This is a genomic window from Sphingobacterium sp. UBA1897 (genome assembly GCF_002337775.1).
In the GTDB taxonomy this organism is placed as follows: domain Bacteria; phylum Bacteroidota; class Bacteroidia; order Sphingobacteriales; family Sphingobacteriaceae; genus Sphingobacterium; species Sphingobacterium siyangense.
In genome coordinates, this window is sequence record NZ_DDGR01000022.1 from 155,666 (window position 1) to 172,912 (window position 17,247).

Annotated in this window: 13 protein-coding genes; 8 read left to right on the plus strand and 5 right to left on the minus strand. The window is 38.9% G+C overall.

Going from position 1 to position 17,247, the window contains the following annotated elements; genetic code table 11:
• Positions 1–91: 91 nt before the first annotated feature.
• The 4 genes from B4N43_RS13315 to B4N43_RS13330 all read right to left on the minus strand — a co-directional run bounded on the left by B4N43_RS13315 (position 92) and on the right by B4N43_RS13330 (position 3,578).
• Positions 92–532 (minus strand): carboxymuconolactone decarboxylase family protein, encoded by a 441-nt coding sequence (locus tag B4N43_RS13315; protein ID WP_075992656.1) that lies wholly within the window; start codon positions 530–532, stop codon positions 92–94.
• Between the two features lie 126 nt (positions 533–658).
• Positions 659–1,024: a VOC family protein gene (locus B4N43_RS13320; RefSeq protein WP_075992655.1), complete on the minus strand. Its 366-nt coding sequence runs from the start codon at positions 1,022–1,024 to the stop codon at positions 659–661.
• 27 nt (positions 1,025–1,051) lie between these two features.
• The gene (gene glsA, locus B4N43_RS13325; protein WP_248931720.1) at positions 1,052–2,083 is read right to left on the minus strand and encodes a glutaminase A; all 1,032 of its coding nucleotides are present in this window, start codon (positions 2,081–2,083) and stop codon (positions 1,052–1,054) included.
• A 103-nt stretch (positions 2,084–2,186) separates the two neighbouring features.
• A complete protein-coding gene (locus B4N43_RS13330) occupies positions 2,187–3,578 on the minus strand; it encodes a hypothetical protein (RefSeq protein ID WP_248931719.1) in 1,392 nt (463 codons plus the stop codon).
• A gap of 322 nt (positions 3,579–3,900) precedes the next feature.
• Here B4N43_RS13330 and B4N43_RS13335 point away from each other — a divergent pair, with 322 nt between their 5' ends.
• From B4N43_RS13335 to B4N43_RS13360, 6 genes are all read left to right on the plus strand, one after another.
• On the plus strand, positions 3,901–5,067 hold the full coding sequence (locus B4N43_RS13335) for a porin (RefSeq protein ID WP_153847323.1): 1,167 nt from the start codon (positions 3,901–3,903) through the stop codon (positions 5,065–5,067).
• Between the two features lie 20 nt (positions 5,068–5,087).
• Positions 5,088–6,518 (plus strand): anion permease, encoded by a 1,431-nt coding sequence (locus B4N43_RS13340; protein WP_075992653.1) that lies wholly within the window; start codon positions 5,088–5,090, stop codon positions 6,516–6,518.
• Positions 6,519–6,533: 15 nt separating this feature from the next.
• On the plus strand, positions 6,534–7,190 hold the full coding sequence (locus B4N43_RS13345) for a succinate dehydrogenase cytochrome b subunit (protein WP_075992652.1): 657 nt from the start codon (positions 6,534–6,536) through the stop codon (positions 7,188–7,190).
• A 12-nt stretch (positions 7,191–7,202) separates the two neighbouring features.
• On the plus strand, positions 7,203–9,119 hold the full coding sequence (locus tag B4N43_RS13350) for a fumarate reductase/succinate dehydrogenase flavoprotein subunit (RefSeq protein WP_075992651.1): 1,917 nt from the start codon (positions 7,203–7,205) through the stop codon (positions 9,117–9,119).
• An 11-nt stretch (positions 9,120–9,130) separates the two neighbouring features.
• Complete coding sequence (locus B4N43_RS13355; protein ID WP_075992650.1) at positions 9,131–9,880, plus strand: succinate dehydrogenase/fumarate reductase iron-sulfur subunit; 750 nt, start codon at positions 9,131–9,133, stop codon at positions 9,878–9,880.
• Positions 9,881–10,128: 248 nt separating this feature from the next.
• Positions 10,129–11,025 carry a polysaccharide deacetylase family protein gene (locus tag B4N43_RS13360; RefSeq protein WP_286735273.1) on the plus strand — a complete coding sequence of 299 codons (897 nt, stop codon included), beginning with the start codon at positions 10,129–10,131 and terminating at the stop codon, positions 11,023–11,025.
• A 43-nt stretch (positions 11,026–11,068) separates the two neighbouring features.
• Here the strand turns inward: B4N43_RS13360 and B4N43_RS13365 are convergent, their stop codons facing one another.
• Positions 11,069–11,611, minus strand: coding sequence for a GNAT family N-acetyltransferase (locus B4N43_RS13365; protein ID WP_286735275.1), 543 nt, complete (start codon positions 11,609–11,611; stop codon positions 11,069–11,071).
• A gap of 492 nt (positions 11,612–12,103) precedes the next feature.
• Between B4N43_RS13365 and B4N43_RS13370 the strand changes: the two genes are divergently transcribed.
• Both B4N43_RS13370 and B4N43_RS13375 read left to right on the plus strand, forming a co-directional pair.
• Positions 12,104–15,319 carry a SusC/RagA family TonB-linked outer membrane protein gene (locus tag B4N43_RS13370; protein WP_286735276.1) on the plus strand — a complete coding sequence of 1,072 codons (3,216 nt, stop codon included), beginning with the start codon at positions 12,104–12,106 and terminating at the stop codon, positions 15,317–15,319.
• 37 nt (positions 15,320–15,356) lie between these two features.
• Positions 15,357–17,234: a RagB/SusD family nutrient uptake outer membrane protein gene (locus tag B4N43_RS13375; RefSeq protein ID WP_286735277.1), complete on the plus strand. Its 1,878-nt coding sequence runs from the start codon at positions 15,357–15,359 to the stop codon at positions 17,232–17,234.
• Positions 17,235–17,247 lie beyond the last annotated feature (13 nt).

Consider the following 17,247-nt stretch of genomic DNA (forward strand, 5'->3'; position numbering starts at 1 on the left):
GGATTTTAACAGGAAAATAAAAGGAAATTATTTGTAAATGAAAAAGCCTTGTCCAATATTGGACAAGGCTTTTTTGCGAAAGCGCCTAAAACTACTTTAATAGTTCCAAATGCGTGCTGATGCCAATTCTATTCCACGCATTTATGGTAATAATTGCCATAATAATCTGTGCAATCTCCTTTTCTTCAAATATTTCTTTTGCTTTTTGAAAAGTGCTTTCTGTCAATCCCTTTTGATGTATCAATGTGATCTCTTCTGTCATCTCCAACAATATCTGTTCTTCCTTGGTGAATAGATCCGTTTCCCGCCAGGCATTTAATAAAAATATCCTTTGTGGAGTTTCACCATACTTCAGCGCATCCTTTGTGTGCATATCTAAGCAAAAGGCACAGCCATTGATCTGTGAAGCACGTATTTTTATGAGTTCCTTTTGAATAGGATTTAAAAAAATATCGTTGAGATATGTTTCCAATCCCATCATCGCCTTATAGGCGGTTGCATCTACTTTTGCAATATTAAATCGTGTGGTCATTGTTTTAAATTTTGATAAGACAAAGTTGCATCAAACATTCAACACAAAAGTTAAACTGGTTTAAGAACGGACTTTTTTAACTGATGAATACAATCAAACATGCGATCGACAAACAAATAAATCTGACTAGGCTGATACAATTAGGTAATAATTGTCGGGGTCACGTAGGATAAATTGATCCTTCAAAGAATTCTCATTGTAATGTATATCTTTCTCTATGACTGCATTTAGCAAAGTAGCGTTTTCGAAAATTTGCTTTAAATTATCTACCCTAAAGAATAATATGAATCCATTCCCTGCATGTATTTGATTCCGCATAGTAGGGTGATCATGTTCACCCCATTTGTGTAAACAGAGAATAACAGTTCCGTTATCCGTGAGAATTTCAAATGTTTCTCCTCCATGTTGACTCGCACAGCCTAAAAGCTTTTGGTAGAATTGTGAGCTTTTGGGAACGTTATCCACTGCGATGATTGGTTCTGTCCGTATCATGTTATAGTTAACTAGAATTTACTAAGGTTAATAAAAGAGGCTCAGTGATTTCTCTTTCACCAAATCTAATATCATGCGATAAGCGGCTACCGAGTTACCGTGTTGATCCAAGGCTGGACTATAGGCTCCTATACCCATTTTATTCGGTACACTTACTGCGATTCCGCCACCAACGCCCGATTTACTTGGAAGTCCCACAGTTCTGGCATATTCGCCGCTAAATTCGTACATTCCTGCAATGAGCATTTGTGATTGAACTAGCTGAGATAGACTTGGATTATTGTATTGCTTATTTCCATCATAGCGCACGCAATGATTGGCAAAAAAGAAACCTATTTTAGCTAGATCCTCTGCGGTTATCTCAATTGAGCACTGCTTAAAATAATTATTTAGTTTATCTTCACCTTCACCATCAATGAGTCCATTGTTGCGCATCAGATAGAACATACCTCTGTTTCGATTTCCAGTCTCCCGTTCCGAATTATATACGGATTTACTATAATCAATCTTTTCATTATTTGTTATAAAACGAATCATATTGAGTATTTTAAGAAAAGGTTCCTCACCTGTTCCTTTAATAAGCGATGTCGTTAAAATGGCGCCAGCGTTCATCATTGGATTGAGCGGTTTACCCGATGTTTCCAAATTCGCAAAATGATTGAAAGGTTTGTCTGTACCAAAGTACCCCATTTTATCAAAAATATTTCGTTCTCCGTTTTCCAATACAGCGACCATTAATGAAACAATTTTTGAAATACTCTGAATTGTAAATCTTTGTTGCACATCTCCGATACTAACGATTGTTCCATCACTATTTACAACCGAAAGAGCAATGGACGATGCGTTGGCTTTACCCAATTCCGGAATATAATCGGCCACTTTACCTTCTTTGAATGACTGTCTATTTTTATCCAATATTTTATCCAATAATGCTTTATCAATAATCGCGGTTTTAGCACCCTGCTGATTTTGAATGCTATTTTGAGCAAAGGCGACAGGAATTGATCCACAACATATCAAGCCTATAACACAGGCTACCAACCTAACATTTTTTCTCATTTTTTAATTATTTGTTCGTTCCAAAGATAGGGAACAGTGTATTAAAAAGAAAAGAGGTGCTAAATAGATAACATTTTAGCACCTCTTCCTAGTAGGTCATCCCTTAGGCTGCATTTGGAGCTGGATCAACATTCCAACCGGAAAGTATACCGCCATAGAAAAAGAAGGTGACGTAAAAATTCTTTTTGCTCACTTTATCAGTAACCAGGTATTTTTGAGTCACATCATATGCATCTATTTTTTTATATTTTGATAATGCTATCGGGCTCGCAGCAGGGTTTTCTGAACGGACCAAATCTTGTATCTTTTGGTTGATTAATTTCATGATTCCTTCTTTTTTGAAGGGATTATTTTCAATTTTCACGTGTGCCAAGCGTGTTAAAGTTCCATTATTTTGAGCTTTTCTCGCTTTCGCAGCAGCTGTATAGGCTCTGAATTTTTCCTTGATTTGAGGATCTTTTAAGCTATGGATGGTAAAAATAGAAATTCCCTGCGCACCATTATTTAGCGCTTCATCCATATCGGTAAATATTTCCTCATTATTTTTAGCCATCAACCCACAATATAGGGTCGTATTTGCACCTTTGTCGCGCACATTTTCTAAGGTACAATCGCTAATAAAGCTTGGATCTTCTGTATAAAAATTGCTGTACACCATCGGAAAAACAACATCTAAATTCCACTTACCCCAATCTTGACGTACCATACGTGAAGCCATTTTGGGGGTCGGGAAAGGGGATGCCGCCATTGTTTTGCCATGAGAATGAACAATTTCTGCAATCATATTGGCGATATCTGTTATCTGATCGCAACGAAATTGGCGCCATTTGAGATCTTTCGATGGATCTTTTTGTGCACGAGGGTCATAGCCATGTTGTTTTTTAAATTTTTCTATAGCAATGGGATGGTATCCGTAATCCCAAGCGGGATACTCGCGATCTTGGACAATATTGTATTTAGGCCAAAGGGTTGTGGGGAGGACAACATCCACATAACGATTGTAGTCAATAGAGATACCCTCCAATCCCTCAACTTCACAATAGGATTCAATTTTCTTTTTGATATATTCTTTTACTCCTGGTACTACAGGCGATAAAAATTTATAATAACCAACGTATGCAGTGGTATCTGCGAGACTTTTTCCATTGCGATTGACACTGAACCAATCTGGATGCTCTTTAAGTATTTTATCTCTGTCGTGTTCCAGATTCATCGTCCAAAGCCAGGCTATAACCTGGATTCCGTATTTTTTTGCAATAGGAATCGCTACACGATACTCATCTGGACTAGCAGCATTTAACATCACGCCATCGATACCTAGATAATTCATCTCACGGCAAATAGAATCAAAGTTTGTTTTGGCGTTGTAATCTAGCCAGGTCCAAAACATAGCGGGTTTTTCTTTGTCTGTAGCCTGAACGCTTGATACTGAAAAGCTTTGGATCAAAAGGAGCGCAAGGCCAATAAAGCATGTTCTGATTAGTTTTTCTTTCATAATATATTTATCGATTCTAAAATGTATTACATATTTAAATGATGAAGTTTTTTTATGAAGTTCAAAATTCATAAAAAGATCAATCTATAGGTTTTAAATTTAGATTGTATTGAAATTCGCTTGTGAAATTACATAAAAACGTGGAATTTATACCTGATCTTTTTTTAATCAGTTTGATTTTCTTACAGTTATTAAATTTTATTAGAATAACAAAACATTTTTTAAAGCTATGTGTTGATAATACAACATTAGATTTAAACGACAAGATTATTAACAATGAGAAGTGAGCTGGGCTACTGGCTAAGAATAAAATTGTTTAAGTATGAAGAAACGCTACATTCCAATTTCAATTGCATGTTTATTGAGCCATACCTTGGTCAAAGGGCAAGAACCAGGTACTGTACAAGAAAATAAAGTTGATTCTGTGCAACAAAAAAAAGATGACACGACTTATCCCAAGCTTCAGGTGAAAGGTTTGTTTCAGGCCCGTTACCTTGTTAGTGCGACAAAAGATGTTGATGTCAATGGGCTACATCACAGTGATGGTTCAGGTACGGATAACAATTTTATGGTGAAATATATGCGGGTACAGATGCGCGCTCAAATTAGTAAGCGTACTGAAGTTGCCGTATTAGCTAACCTCGCAGATTTCAAAAGTGATCCCAAAACAAAAGTGCTCGAAAATGCCTACTTGAAATATACATTTAGTCCCAAATTGGCAATCACAGTGGGCCAATTTCGTCCTTGGTTTGGCATCGAGGAAACTTATCCTATTGACATCATCAAATCTTTGGACTGGTCGAACCAGTATCTTGAATTCGGTAAATTAGGTTGGGCAAGTTTTCAAATCGGGGTTGCTGCGACAGGCGAGACTACGTTAGGTGATATGCCCTTTAGTTATTCCTTATCTGTGGTGAATGGGAACGGGAAGAATCAAGTTGTTGATAACGATAATGGTAAGCAATATGCCACTCGTCTTGTTTTTGGACTTTCAAAGAAGTACGGTGTTAATTTAGGGCTTAATGGTGGCGTTGGCGATGTGATGAAGAAACAGGTACATGCATTGGGGGTAGATCTAACGGGTAATGTTAGTTTTGGCAAACGATGGAATCTTGATATGCAACTGGAAGCAAAACAGGCGATCAATCATAACCTGTATTATTCTTTGGAAGAAAGTGCGCGAACATCCAAGTTGAGTGACTATTTGGTCCGCGGTATCTATTTTCTACCCAACTTAAGATATGAAGTAAATTATTTCAATTTAAGTGCTTTCGAGCTATCTTGTCGATATGAGTATATTGACCCAAATTACAAACTCAATGCAAATGCGCGACAAACATATACACCGATGTTTGGTTTGGAATTTTTAAAAAATTATGGTGCAAGGATACAGTTGGGACTTCAATTGGACCGATATAAAAAGCAGACTGAGAATACCAGCGAATTCAACAAAAATTTATTTATTGTTCAAGTACAAAGTCGATTCTAATCTATTAAACTACGTTTATCATGAAAGAAATCAGTATTAAAAATGTTGCCATTACTTTTCTAGTAGCACTCATTTTATGGTTTATCCCAATACCGAAAGGCGTCAGTCCAGAAGCCTGGCATTTATTTGCAATTTTCGCCGCAACCATTCTTGGGATTATTTTAAAAGCAGCTCCTATGGGTACCATGTGTATGATGGCCATCGCGTTTACGGCCCTGACACAAGTATTAGCCCCTGGAGATGCGGGTAAGTCGATTACTAAAGCTTTGACGGGTTTCGGAGATAAGGTAATTTGGTTGATTGGTATCTCCTTTTTCATTGCCCGGGGTTTTATTAAAACAGGACTGGGAAATCGAATTGCCTTTCTTTTTATTCGAGTTTTTGGAAAGAGTTCATTAGGACTTGCTTATGGATTGGGCTTGGCGGATGTTTGTTTGGCTCCGGCTATTCCCAGTAATACAGCCCGAGGGGGAGGGATTATTTATCCCATCATGAAATCGATGGCAATTAGTTTTGATTCTGTTCCAGATAAGCCAGAGACACATCGAAAATTGGGATCCTATCTAACTTTAAATAGTTATTATATGAATCTAATTGCTTCTTCGATGTTTTTGACGGGAACGGCCAGTAATCCAATGTGTCAAAAATTTGCTGCGAACCTAGGAATTGATATTACCTGGATGTCCTGGGCGATTGCTGGATTTATACCCGGTATTGTCGCATTTTTTGTAGTACCGCTTGTTCTTTATAAGTTATATCCACCTGAATTGAAAAAAACAGGTGATGCACCTAAGATGGCGGCGCAGAAATTAAAAGAGATGGGACCAATTTCCAGGAATGAATGGTTAATGCTTTTGGCGTTCTTTATCTTATTGGCATTATGGATTTTTGGTGGTTCTTTTTCAATTGATGCGACAACCACAGCCTTCATCGGTTTGACACTACTTTTACTGACCTCTGTATTGACCTGGGAGGATGTTAAAGCCGAAAAAGGAGCATGGGATACGATTGTTTGGTTTGCTGTTTTGGTTATGATGGCCAGTTCCTTAAATGAGCTTGGCTTTATCGGCTGGTTTAGCGACCTGATCAAAGTACAGATTGGTGATTTAAGTTGGCAAATAGCCTTTCCGGTAATCATTCTTGTTTATTTCTTTAGTCACTACATTTTTGCGAGTGCTACCGCCCATGTTGCGGCTATGTATGCGGCCTTGTTGGGGGTTGGTGTTTCTTTGGGTATTCCGCCAATGCTGCTTGCAATGATGCTTGGATTCTTGGGTTCCATCTATGGTGTTTTGACACATTATGGCCACGGTCCTGCACCGGTATTTTTTGGAAGCGGATATGTCGATTTAAAATCATGGTGGCTGCGTGGACTGGAAATTGGTATCGTGTTATTGGTGATTTATATGGGCGTTGGTGGATTGTGGATGAAGGTTATAGGCTATTATTAAAATTAAGATCTTATTATGTTATCTACATTGTCAAAGAAGATGCTTATGTGTCTGACGGGTTTATTTTTAGCGTTCTTTTTACTGATTCACTTTCTAGGGAACTTACAGCTATTCTTACCGCAGGAACAAGCACATCTACAATTTAATGCCTACTCCCATTTTTTGGCAGGCAATATCTTGATCAAAATTATTTCTTACGTACTCTATGCCAGCATTATTTTGCATGCGTTGGACGGATTGATCATCACCGTAAAGAATAAAAAGACCGGTGCCCACTATGTTTCAGATCATCGGGGAAGAGCAAGTAAGTGGTATTCGCGCAATATGGGGATTTTAGGGACCCTGATCCTCATTTTTTTAGTTATCCATTTCCAGAATTTTTGGTACGTGTACAAATTTGGCGCTCCTCCACTTGATGAACGCGGTAACAAGGATTTATATGTACTTGTAATCGAGGTTTTTCAGCAATGGTGGTATGTTCTTATTTACGTTTTATCGATGGTTGCCTTGTGTTATCATCTTATTCATGGGATTCATAGTGCGATTCGAACTTTAGGCTTATTCCATCCCAAATTTGTTAAATGGTTTAAGATTATTGGTATCAGCTATTCGGTCATCATCAGCATTGGTTTTGCTTTGATGCCTATTTATATATTTTTTACAGTTAAATAAGGGGGAGAAGTTATGACATTAAATTCAAAAATACCGGATGGACCATTGGATCAAAAATGGACCCGTTATAAAAAGACTGCCAAGCTTGTTAATCCTGCAAATCGTAAAAAACTGGATGTTATCGTTATCGGAACCGGACTGGCAGGTAGCTCCATCGCGGCTTCTCTTGGGGAGATGGGATACCAGGTAAAATCCTTCTGCTTTCAGGATAGTCCGAGAAGGGCACATTCTGTGGCTGCTCAAGGTGGTGTAAATGCTGCAAAAAATTATAAAAATGACGGGGACAGTGTTTATCGTATGTTTGTTGATACGCTAAAGGGCGGTGATTTTCGTGCCCGTGAGGCCAATGTCTATCGTATGGCCGAATGTTCGCTCAATTTAATCGACCAGGCAGTTGCACAGGGTGTTCCTTTCGGTCGTGAATATGGAGGCTATCTGAACAATCGATCTTTTGGAGGTGTACAGGTAAGTCGTACATTCTATGCGAGAGGTCAAACTGGACAGCAGCTTCTTTTGGGAGCGTATCAGGCACTTATGCGTCAGGTCGGCAAAGGTGCCGTACAGCTTTTCTCCAGACATGAAATGCTCGACATCGTCGTAATAGATGGAAAGGCCCGAGGCGTTATTGTTCGAAATCTTGATACAGGGGAGCTTGAACGACACGCTGCACATACCGTTATATTGGCAACCGGAGGGTATGGTAAAATTTATTATCTATCGACACTAGCAATGGGCTGTAATGGCTCTGCCATTTGGCGGGCACACAAGAAGGGGGCATTAATGGCCTCCCCGAGCTGGATTCAGATTCATCCAACTTCGTTGCCGCAGTCCGGCGATTATCAGTCTAAATTAACACTAATGTCAGAGTCGTTACGTAATGACGGAAGGATTTGGGTTCCCTTGAAAGAAGATGAGAAGCGGGAACCAAACGCTATTCCTGAGGAAGAGAGAGATTACTATTTAGAACGTCGTTATCCGGCATTTGGTAATCTTGCTCCAAGGGACATTTCATCTCGAGCGGCCAAAGAACGGATTGATGCTGGCTTTGGGATTGGTCCACTTAAAAATGCTGTTTACCTTGATTTTGCGAAAGCTATTAGAGAACAGGGGAAACAAAAAATACAAGAGAAATATGGTAATCTGTTCGATATGTATGAAAAGATCACGGGATATGATGCTTATAAAGAACCGATGATGATTTCACCTTCCGCGCATTTTTCAATGGGGGGATTATGGATAGATTATGAGCTGATGACAAGCCTGCCGGGCTTATTTGCGTTAGGTGAAGCTAATTTTGCAGATCACGGTGCAAATAGATTGGGTGCCAATTCCTTACTCCAAGCCTCTGTGGATGGTTATTTTATTGCGCCCTATACGATTGCAAATTATTTGGCAAACGATATTCACACGGGAAAAATTTCTACAGACCATATTGAGTTTGAACGTGCAGAGGTAGGTGTTCGTGCACAAATTGATCGATTTTTAAAGATTAAAGGCAGTAAAACCGTGGATTATTTTCATAAAACACTGGGTAAAATACTCTATGACTATTGTGGGCTCGCGCGTAATGAGAAAGGCCTCCGTCATGCTATTGTGGAGATTAATAGGTTGAAGCAAGAGTTTTATAAAGATGTTATTGTTAGTGGTGAAGCCAATACCTTAAATACGGAACTGGAAAAAGCTGGACGTGTAGCCGATTACTTTGAAATTGGAGAATTGATGTGTTATGATGCGTTGACGCGGAACGAATCCTGTGGGGCACATTTCCGGGAGGAATATCAGACTGCAGATGGGGAGGCATTACGGAATGACGCTGAATACCAGTTTATTTCCGCTTGGGCCTGGAAGGGAGAGGGGCAAGAACCTGAGCTAATTCGGGAACCATTAATTTTTGAAGAGATACAACCAACTGTAAGGAGCTATAAATAAATAGAACGATTATGGATTTACACCTTAAAATATGGCGGCAAAAAGATCGCAACGCTACAGGAAAATTAGTTACTTACACCTTAACAGATCTCAATCCACATATGTCGTTTTTGGAGATGTTGGATACCCTGAATGAACAGCTTATTACGCATGGAGACGACCCTGTAGAGTTTGACCATGATTGTCGTGAAGGGATCTGTGGGCAATGCGGTATGATGATCAATGGCATCGCACATGGACCTCTTAAGCATACGACCACCTGTCAGCTACATTTACGTTCATTCAAAGATAATGATACGATTCTTATCGAACCTTTTCGATCAGCAGCATTTCAGGTTAAAAAGGATTTGAAAGTGGACCGTTCGGCATTTGACCGAATTATTTCTTCTGGGGGATTTGTATCCATCAATACTGGTCAAGCCCCAGATGCTACAGTGATCCCTATTTCTCATGAGTTAGCTGAGTCAGCATTTGACTCAGCGGCCTGTATTGGTTGTGGTGCTTGTGTTGCAACGTGTAAAAATGGTAGTGCTGCATTATTTACCTCCGCAAAGATTACCCATATGGCTTTGCTTCCACAGGGAAAAGAAGAGCGCAGTGAACGTGTTTTAAATATGGTGAAGCAAATGGATTTGGAGTCATTTGGTCACTGCACGAATACAGAAGCCTGCGAGGTGGAATGCCCACAAGGTATATCAGTTTTGAATATAGCGCGCATGAATTTTGAATATAACAAAGCACTATTTTTTAAAAAGAAATAGGACCAACTGTCGAAAAAAGTGGCACGATTGTTTCTTATATCGGATTTATAATAAAAACTGAAGCCATAAAAAGAGGTATACGGGATTGTTGAAGGTTACTAACCTTATCCCTGAAAGTAGGGATTTGTAAGATTTTATGGTTAATAAATAGGTTTTTGTAGTAATTTTGAAAAAAGAAATTCATTAAAGTTATAGCGATTGATATGAAGTGTAGTAGGTTGTTTGTGGTACTTTTCATTTGTAGTACAATGTTTAGTGTAACCGCATGTAAGGATTTTTCAAACAAAGTCTTGGGAAAAGGCGAGCTGAAGGACACACTTACGGAAAAATTGGTTGTTAAGGAAAAAATACCACATTTGTTAAATAGGTGGGATTCACTTCAGAAAAATCAGATTCAATTTACAGTAGATAGCTTGCATCCTGTTCCGATCAAACAACAAAAACGTGAACTTAAGGATTCCCTGCGGAAAGCATTTAATGCGTATCCAAAACATATCTACCTGACTTTCGATGACGGACCATTGATTGGTAGTGCCTTTATTGATTCTATTGCGAAAGAAAAAAACATTAAAGTGAGTGTATTCTTGATTGGTAAGCACGCTAATATGAGCAAAGGGAGGAAACGCGATCTTGCCCGTTATGAATCCAATCCGCTTATAGCCTGTTATAATCATAGCTATACACATGCAAACAATCAGTATTCTCGATTTTATAATAACCCCCAAAATGCATTTGCTGATTTTGAAAAGAATGAAAAAGATCTCAATCTAAAACATAAGATCGTTCGACTTCCGGGCAGGAATATTTGGATATATGATGATGTTCGTAAGATCGACCTTAAGAATGGATCCAGTACCGCCGATCTATTGCATAAGAACGGATATACAATTTATGGTTGGGATGTCGAGTGGCGGCTTAATAGCATCACTGGTGCACCTATACAAAGCCAGGAGTCTACTTTGTCACACATTCGGAATTACATGAACAATAAAAGCTCAATGGTGCCTAATAATGTTGTTTTCTTGATGCATGATGATATGTTTCAAACGCAAAAGGGACAGCAGGAGTTGTCTTCTTTAATAGATGCATTGAAAAAAGATGGTTATCAGTTTGAATTTATGCAAGACTATCCGATTAAATATTAAATAGAATTGTTAATTAGCATCAAATCATAATGAAGAGTTTGGTTTATGAAATAACACCAAACTCTTCTGGATAATGGACAGTGCCCTGTATACCTTTTAAGGAATTGTCTGTCAGTTCTTTTATCATACAATTTTCATCAGGAACATCAAATGGAAATTTTATACCATAGACTGATGCAGGTACATATCCAAATTTAGGATAATAGTCTGCATGTCCGAGCACAACTACCGATCCAAAACCCAATTTTTTTGCAATCTGATGGGCGCCAAGAATTAATTTTCCGCCAATTCCTTTTCCTTGAAACAGAGGCAGCACAGCGACAGGAGCCAAGGCAAGAGAATCGAAAACTTTTTGATTCTCTTTATCAATAATCTGCACCTTTGTCAGGAGGATGTAGCCTAATATTTCTCCCTCAACCTCTGCTACCATGGACAGTTGTGGTATAAATTCCGCTCTCTTTCTCAGTTTTTCTACTAGAATGTGCTCTTGATGATCGCTATACTGTTCGTTTTCAAAAGCGAGTCGGATCAGTTCGAATACAATAGTTGGATCACTTGACTTTTCTTGCCTGATTTTTATGTGCATAGTTTTGTTCGTAGATATAACTATTTCTTTGCTATTAATAGATCCGTATTGAGCTCCATTGTTTGTACACACATAGTTGTTTTAAAACAATCAATTATAGATCTAATTATAAGGAATAAAGATGCATATTATTATTTAAAAAATTGATAATATACTTTCGATTTACTAGAGTATACTTTTCTGTCAGAAATTTCTTTTAAAGACGAGCAGTTAGCGTTTTTGTACAAGGTATCATCCTAATAAGGTTGTTTTATACCTGATCGAAAAATAAGGCGAACCATTTTTATTTTTGCAAACTATTTATTTTCAGCTTATTAAAGTTAAAGTGTTAAATAGTGTAAAATTAACACTTGCTTTGTATATTTATTTTCGTATTTTCATGTTAGATAAACAATTATAAACCACTTCTGATAAGACGCCTAAACCGATATGTCTTTAAGGAGTAAAAAAATAACTAATTAAACACAAAATTTAAACAATTAAACAGTTTTTATGATTAACTGCCATTATTTCTCAAATCAATGGAAGAGAGCGTTTTGGACTGGATCGTTGTGCTCTTTAGTGGCCCTGAGTCCTCAAATCGTTGATGCTGCAACCCTCGCAAGCTATGGAATTCTCTTTCAACAGGAGCAAAGCGTTTCCGGAACTGTACATGATGAAACAGGAATTCCTATTCCTGGAGTAACAGTATCTGTAAATGGAACGAACCTTGTAACAAAAACCGACAGTCAAGGTAAGTACAAGTTGGATAAGGTCCCTATGAATGCGATCATTAATTTTAGGATGGTGGGTAAGCAGTCTATGGATGAATCTGTTAAAGGACGGCATGCGATAGATGTCACGCTTTTGAATTCGGAATCCAATCTCGAAGAAGTCGTTGTTGTTGGTTACGGGAAACAACGTAAGGAAACGGTTACAGGTGCTGTAGCTACTGTCAAGGGAAGTGACCTTGCTCAATCTCCGGCGTTGAACGTTTCCAATGCATTAACAGGACGAGTACCGGGAGTTACAGCGACCAATGGAAGCGCTGAGCCTGGATACGATGGTTCCAATATCAAAATACGGGGTACGAATACATTAGGAAATAGCAGTCCTCTGGTCGTTATCGATGGGGTTCCTGCACGGGAAGGCGGAATCGACCGGATCAATCCCCGCGATATAGAAAATATCTCGGTTTTAAAGGATGCATCCGCTGCTATTTATGGTGCCCGGGCAGCAAATGGGGTTATCCTTGTGACGACAAGAAGAGGAAAGACAGGAAAGCCTCAGTTTTCTTATACTTTTAATCAGGGATATTCTCAGCCGACTGTAATACCTAAATTGACCAATGCAGCTCAATTTGCTGAGATCCGTAATGAGTTGGAGATTTATAACCTACCTGTTGAAGAATGGTCTGCGGCTTACACCGCTATCAATGATAAAGGTAGTTACAATAAGCAGGGGGGCGGAGTATTAGATGCGCCATTTAAACCGCAAGATATCCAAAAGTTCAAGGATGGATCAGATCCTTGGGGACATCCGAATACGGACTGGTATAAGGCGACATTAAAAGATTGGTCACCCCAACAACGTCATAATTTGCAGATCAACGGTGGTACTGAAGATGTTAAATACTTGATGTCTCTGGGGTATCAAAATCAAGATGCCTATTATAAGAACTCGGCTACAGGATATAAACAATATGATTTAAGGATTAATCTAGATGCTAATATCAGCCAGTATATCAAAACACAATTTGGTGTTTTAGGAAGACAGGAAAATCGGAATTTCCCTACTAAGAGTGCTGGTACTGTCTTTAGGATGTTGATGCGGGGAAATCCGACACAACCAGCAATTTGGCCCAATGGAATGCCAGGACCAGATATCGAAAATGGCGAAAATCCGGTGGTAATTACCACTAATGCGACAGGCTACGATCACGATAAACGCTACTATTTTCAAACAAATGGGCAGGTTGAGATTACAAATCCATGGATAGATGGCCTTAAATTAACATTGAATGCCTCTGTTGACAAATATGTAAAAAATCAAAAAACATGGGTTACACCCTGGACATTATATTCTTGGCAAGGGGCCTATGAAGCGGATGGTACTACACCACAACTGGTTCCGGGAAGACGCGGTCCTGCCGACCCAAATTTAAATCAAAGTAATGAAGATCAGCTAAATATCTTGCTTGGAGGGATCTTGAGCTTTGACCGAAAATTTGGTGACCATCAAGTGAATGCTATTGCTGGTATCAACAGAGAAACAATCGATAATGATAAATTTAGTGCATATCGTCGCTATTTTCTTTCAAATGCCATCGATTATCTTTTCGCGGGTGGAGAACAGGAAAAAAATAATGACGGATCTGCATGGAAAAGAGCAAGGTTAAATTACTTTGGTCGATTCGGCTATAATTACAAAAGTAAATACATCGCGGAATTTCTGTGGCGTTATGACGGCTCGTATATGTTCCCTGAAAGTGAAAGATTTGGATTTTTCCCAGGTGCTATGGCGGGCTGGGTCGTATCGGAAGAAAATTTCTGGAAGGAAAATGTACCTGTAATTAATTATTTCAAGATACGTGCCTCCTATGGCCAGATGGGGAATGACAACATCTATTATGATGACAAGTTACAAGAATATCAGTATTTTTCAACCTATTCTTTTGGAACCTATATCGTCAACGATAAACTAGCTAAGACTCTTTATGAAAGCCGCGTTCCGAACGAAATGATTACTTGGGAGGTCGCCAATAATTATAATCTTGGATTTGATTTTCAGTTTTTGCAAGGAAAGTTAAATTTCGAGTTTGACATCTTTAAAAATCGTCGCAATTCTATTCTATGGCGGAAAAATGCTTCCATACCGCAAAGTACAGGGATGACATTGCCAGCAGAAAATATTGGTAAAGTGGATAATAAGGGCTGGGAGTTTAATTTAGGTTACCGTGGTAAAGTGGGAGATTTGGGCTATACTGTAGGTGTCAATGGTGGTTATGCGAAAAACAAAATTATCTTCTGGGATGAAGCTCCTGGCGCGCCAGCATGGCAACAAAGCACAGGTAAACCTATCAAAACGGATATTTATTATGTTTATGATGGCGTATTCCGTGACATGGAAGACATTGCCAACAATAAGTTGGATTACAGCGCCATTACAAAAACTTTACGTCCAGGAGACATGAAGTATCAAGATTTCAATGGTGATGGAAAAATAACACCAGATGATAAAGTTAGACGTGACAAAAATAGTGATCCTACGTTCCAGGGCGGGTTCAATTTTAGCTTAACTTATAAAGACTTTGATCTATCGGTACTATTTCAGGGAGCTACAGGTGGAGAGATACGTGTAGGCACGGATGAATCGGGTTCTATCGGAAATTTTGTAGAAGAGTTCTACGATAAACGCTGGAGCATTAGTAACCCGAGCAGTGTATACCCCCGTTTGACAGATCGTGGTAATCAATATTATTCCTATAACAACACCTATTGGATGCGCAGTACAGATTATCTAAGGTTGAAAAACGTAGAATTGGGGTATAATTTAGCCTCAAGTATTTGTAGCAAAATTGGTATTGATTCATTACGTCTCTATGCAAATGGGATGAACCTCATTACTTGGAGTAAGATAAAAATGTACGATCCAGAAGCTGTGAATGCGTTGGGCCAATATTATCCGCAGGCGAGATTGATTAATGTCGGCGCATTATTATCGTTCTAACCAGCTGTTATCGCAAGAACTTAACTAAGAAAAAAAAATGAAAAAAATTAAGAATATATCACTTATACTATTTGTACTTTCTGCTTCATTACAAGCTTGTAATGACGATTTTGTAAGTACAAAGCCACTCAGTGAAGTGCCACAGGAGATTGTTTGGTCGGATGCTGGGTTGTCTGAGGCTTTCGTGACAGAAATCTATAACGGCTTTGGAGTAGGAGGCTTTTATGAACAGGAAATGGCGTCCATGACAGATGAGGCTTTATTTACACACCCTAATCGCGGGATAAATACTGTCACCGAATCTCGATCAAATCCAGCTGATCAAGGCTATATAATGGATACTTATGAATATGGACGTATGTATACGCGTATACGGGCAACAAATATCGCCATTGCTAATTTAAGCTCACCCAAGTTTGACAAAGCAAAGGCTGGCAAGCTTTTAGGCGAGGCGTATTTCCTACGTGGGTATTATTATCAACAGCTGTTACGTTTTTATGGAGGTATACCGATTGATAATAAGATCTATACATTGAATGATAAAGACTATATGGTGCCAAGAAACAGCTATGAGGAGTGTGTCAATGCGATCGTGAAAGATCTCGATAGTGCAGCTCTTTTGCTAAAGGGTATTTCATCGGCAAAGGGACGTGCAAATGAAACCGCTGTATTGGCCTTAAAGTCAAGAGTGCTATTATATGCTGCCAGTGACCTCCATGATGGAAGTAAAGCAAAAGCAAAATCTACCTTATTAGCAGCATATAAAAATCCCGAGTATCTAATGTATACCAATGGTAGTCAAATGGAACGCTGGACTAAAGCAAAAACTGCAGCAAAAGCCGTATTGGATCATACAGAATTCGCCTATAAGTTAGACTTGACTCAACCAGCGTCACCTAGTGAGGGAACGGCCAACTATATGGCTGTATCATTAGGAGGGGGTAGTAAGACCGTTGATTTTACAGCTGGAAAAGATATAATTTTAGGTCGATTCTTTATTGATGAAAAAGACGAGCGAGGTGGTTGGGTAGGACGTGACAACGGGCCAAATGGTTATCATAACTGGGCAGGAAATACACCGATTCAGCTATTGGTAGACGACTATGAGACTAGTAATGGCCAAAAATTTGATTGGTCCAATCCTTCTATGGCCGCAAGCCCCTATCAAAACCGCGACCCACGTTTAAAGGCAACGATTTTATATGATGGTGCAGATTGGAAGCCCAGGACAGCAGATGTTGCTGAAAGAGATAAGGCAAATCAAATTCAAACTGGACAATACGAAGTAATTAATGCGAAAGGACAGAAGGTTATTCAATTTGGTCTCGATACAAGAAAGAGTCCAATTGAAGACTGGAATGGTTCGAGGACGGGGTATTATATTCGTAAATTTACAGATCCAGATCCTACAATGGAAGATCAAAATACACGACAACGTATTCCTTGGCCAATGTTTCGCTATACGGAAGCGATATTGAACTATGTAGAAGCATGTATTGAATTAGGGGAAGAGAATGAAGCTAAAATATGGTTAAATAAAATCCGATTCAGAGCAGGAATGCCCGCAATATCCACAAGCGAAACGGGTATGGCATTAAAAGCACGCTATAGAAACGAGCGCCGGATTGAGCTAGCTTACGAAGAACATCGCTTTTTTGACGCTAGGCGTTGGATGATTGCTTCTGAGACATTAGGCAGAAAGGCGAACATTATAAATATCACGGGAACCCTTAAGGCTGGTAAAAATGTGACTCTTTACCAATATAATCCAGAGAATTACACCTATACCTATGCTGTTTCAAATATTGATCCAGGAATTGAAAATAGAAGTTGGGACGACAAAATGTATTTTACCTCTATACACAGAGATGAGATAAATAGAAATACTAAACTAATTCAAAATCCAGGTTATTAATAAGAAAAAGCCC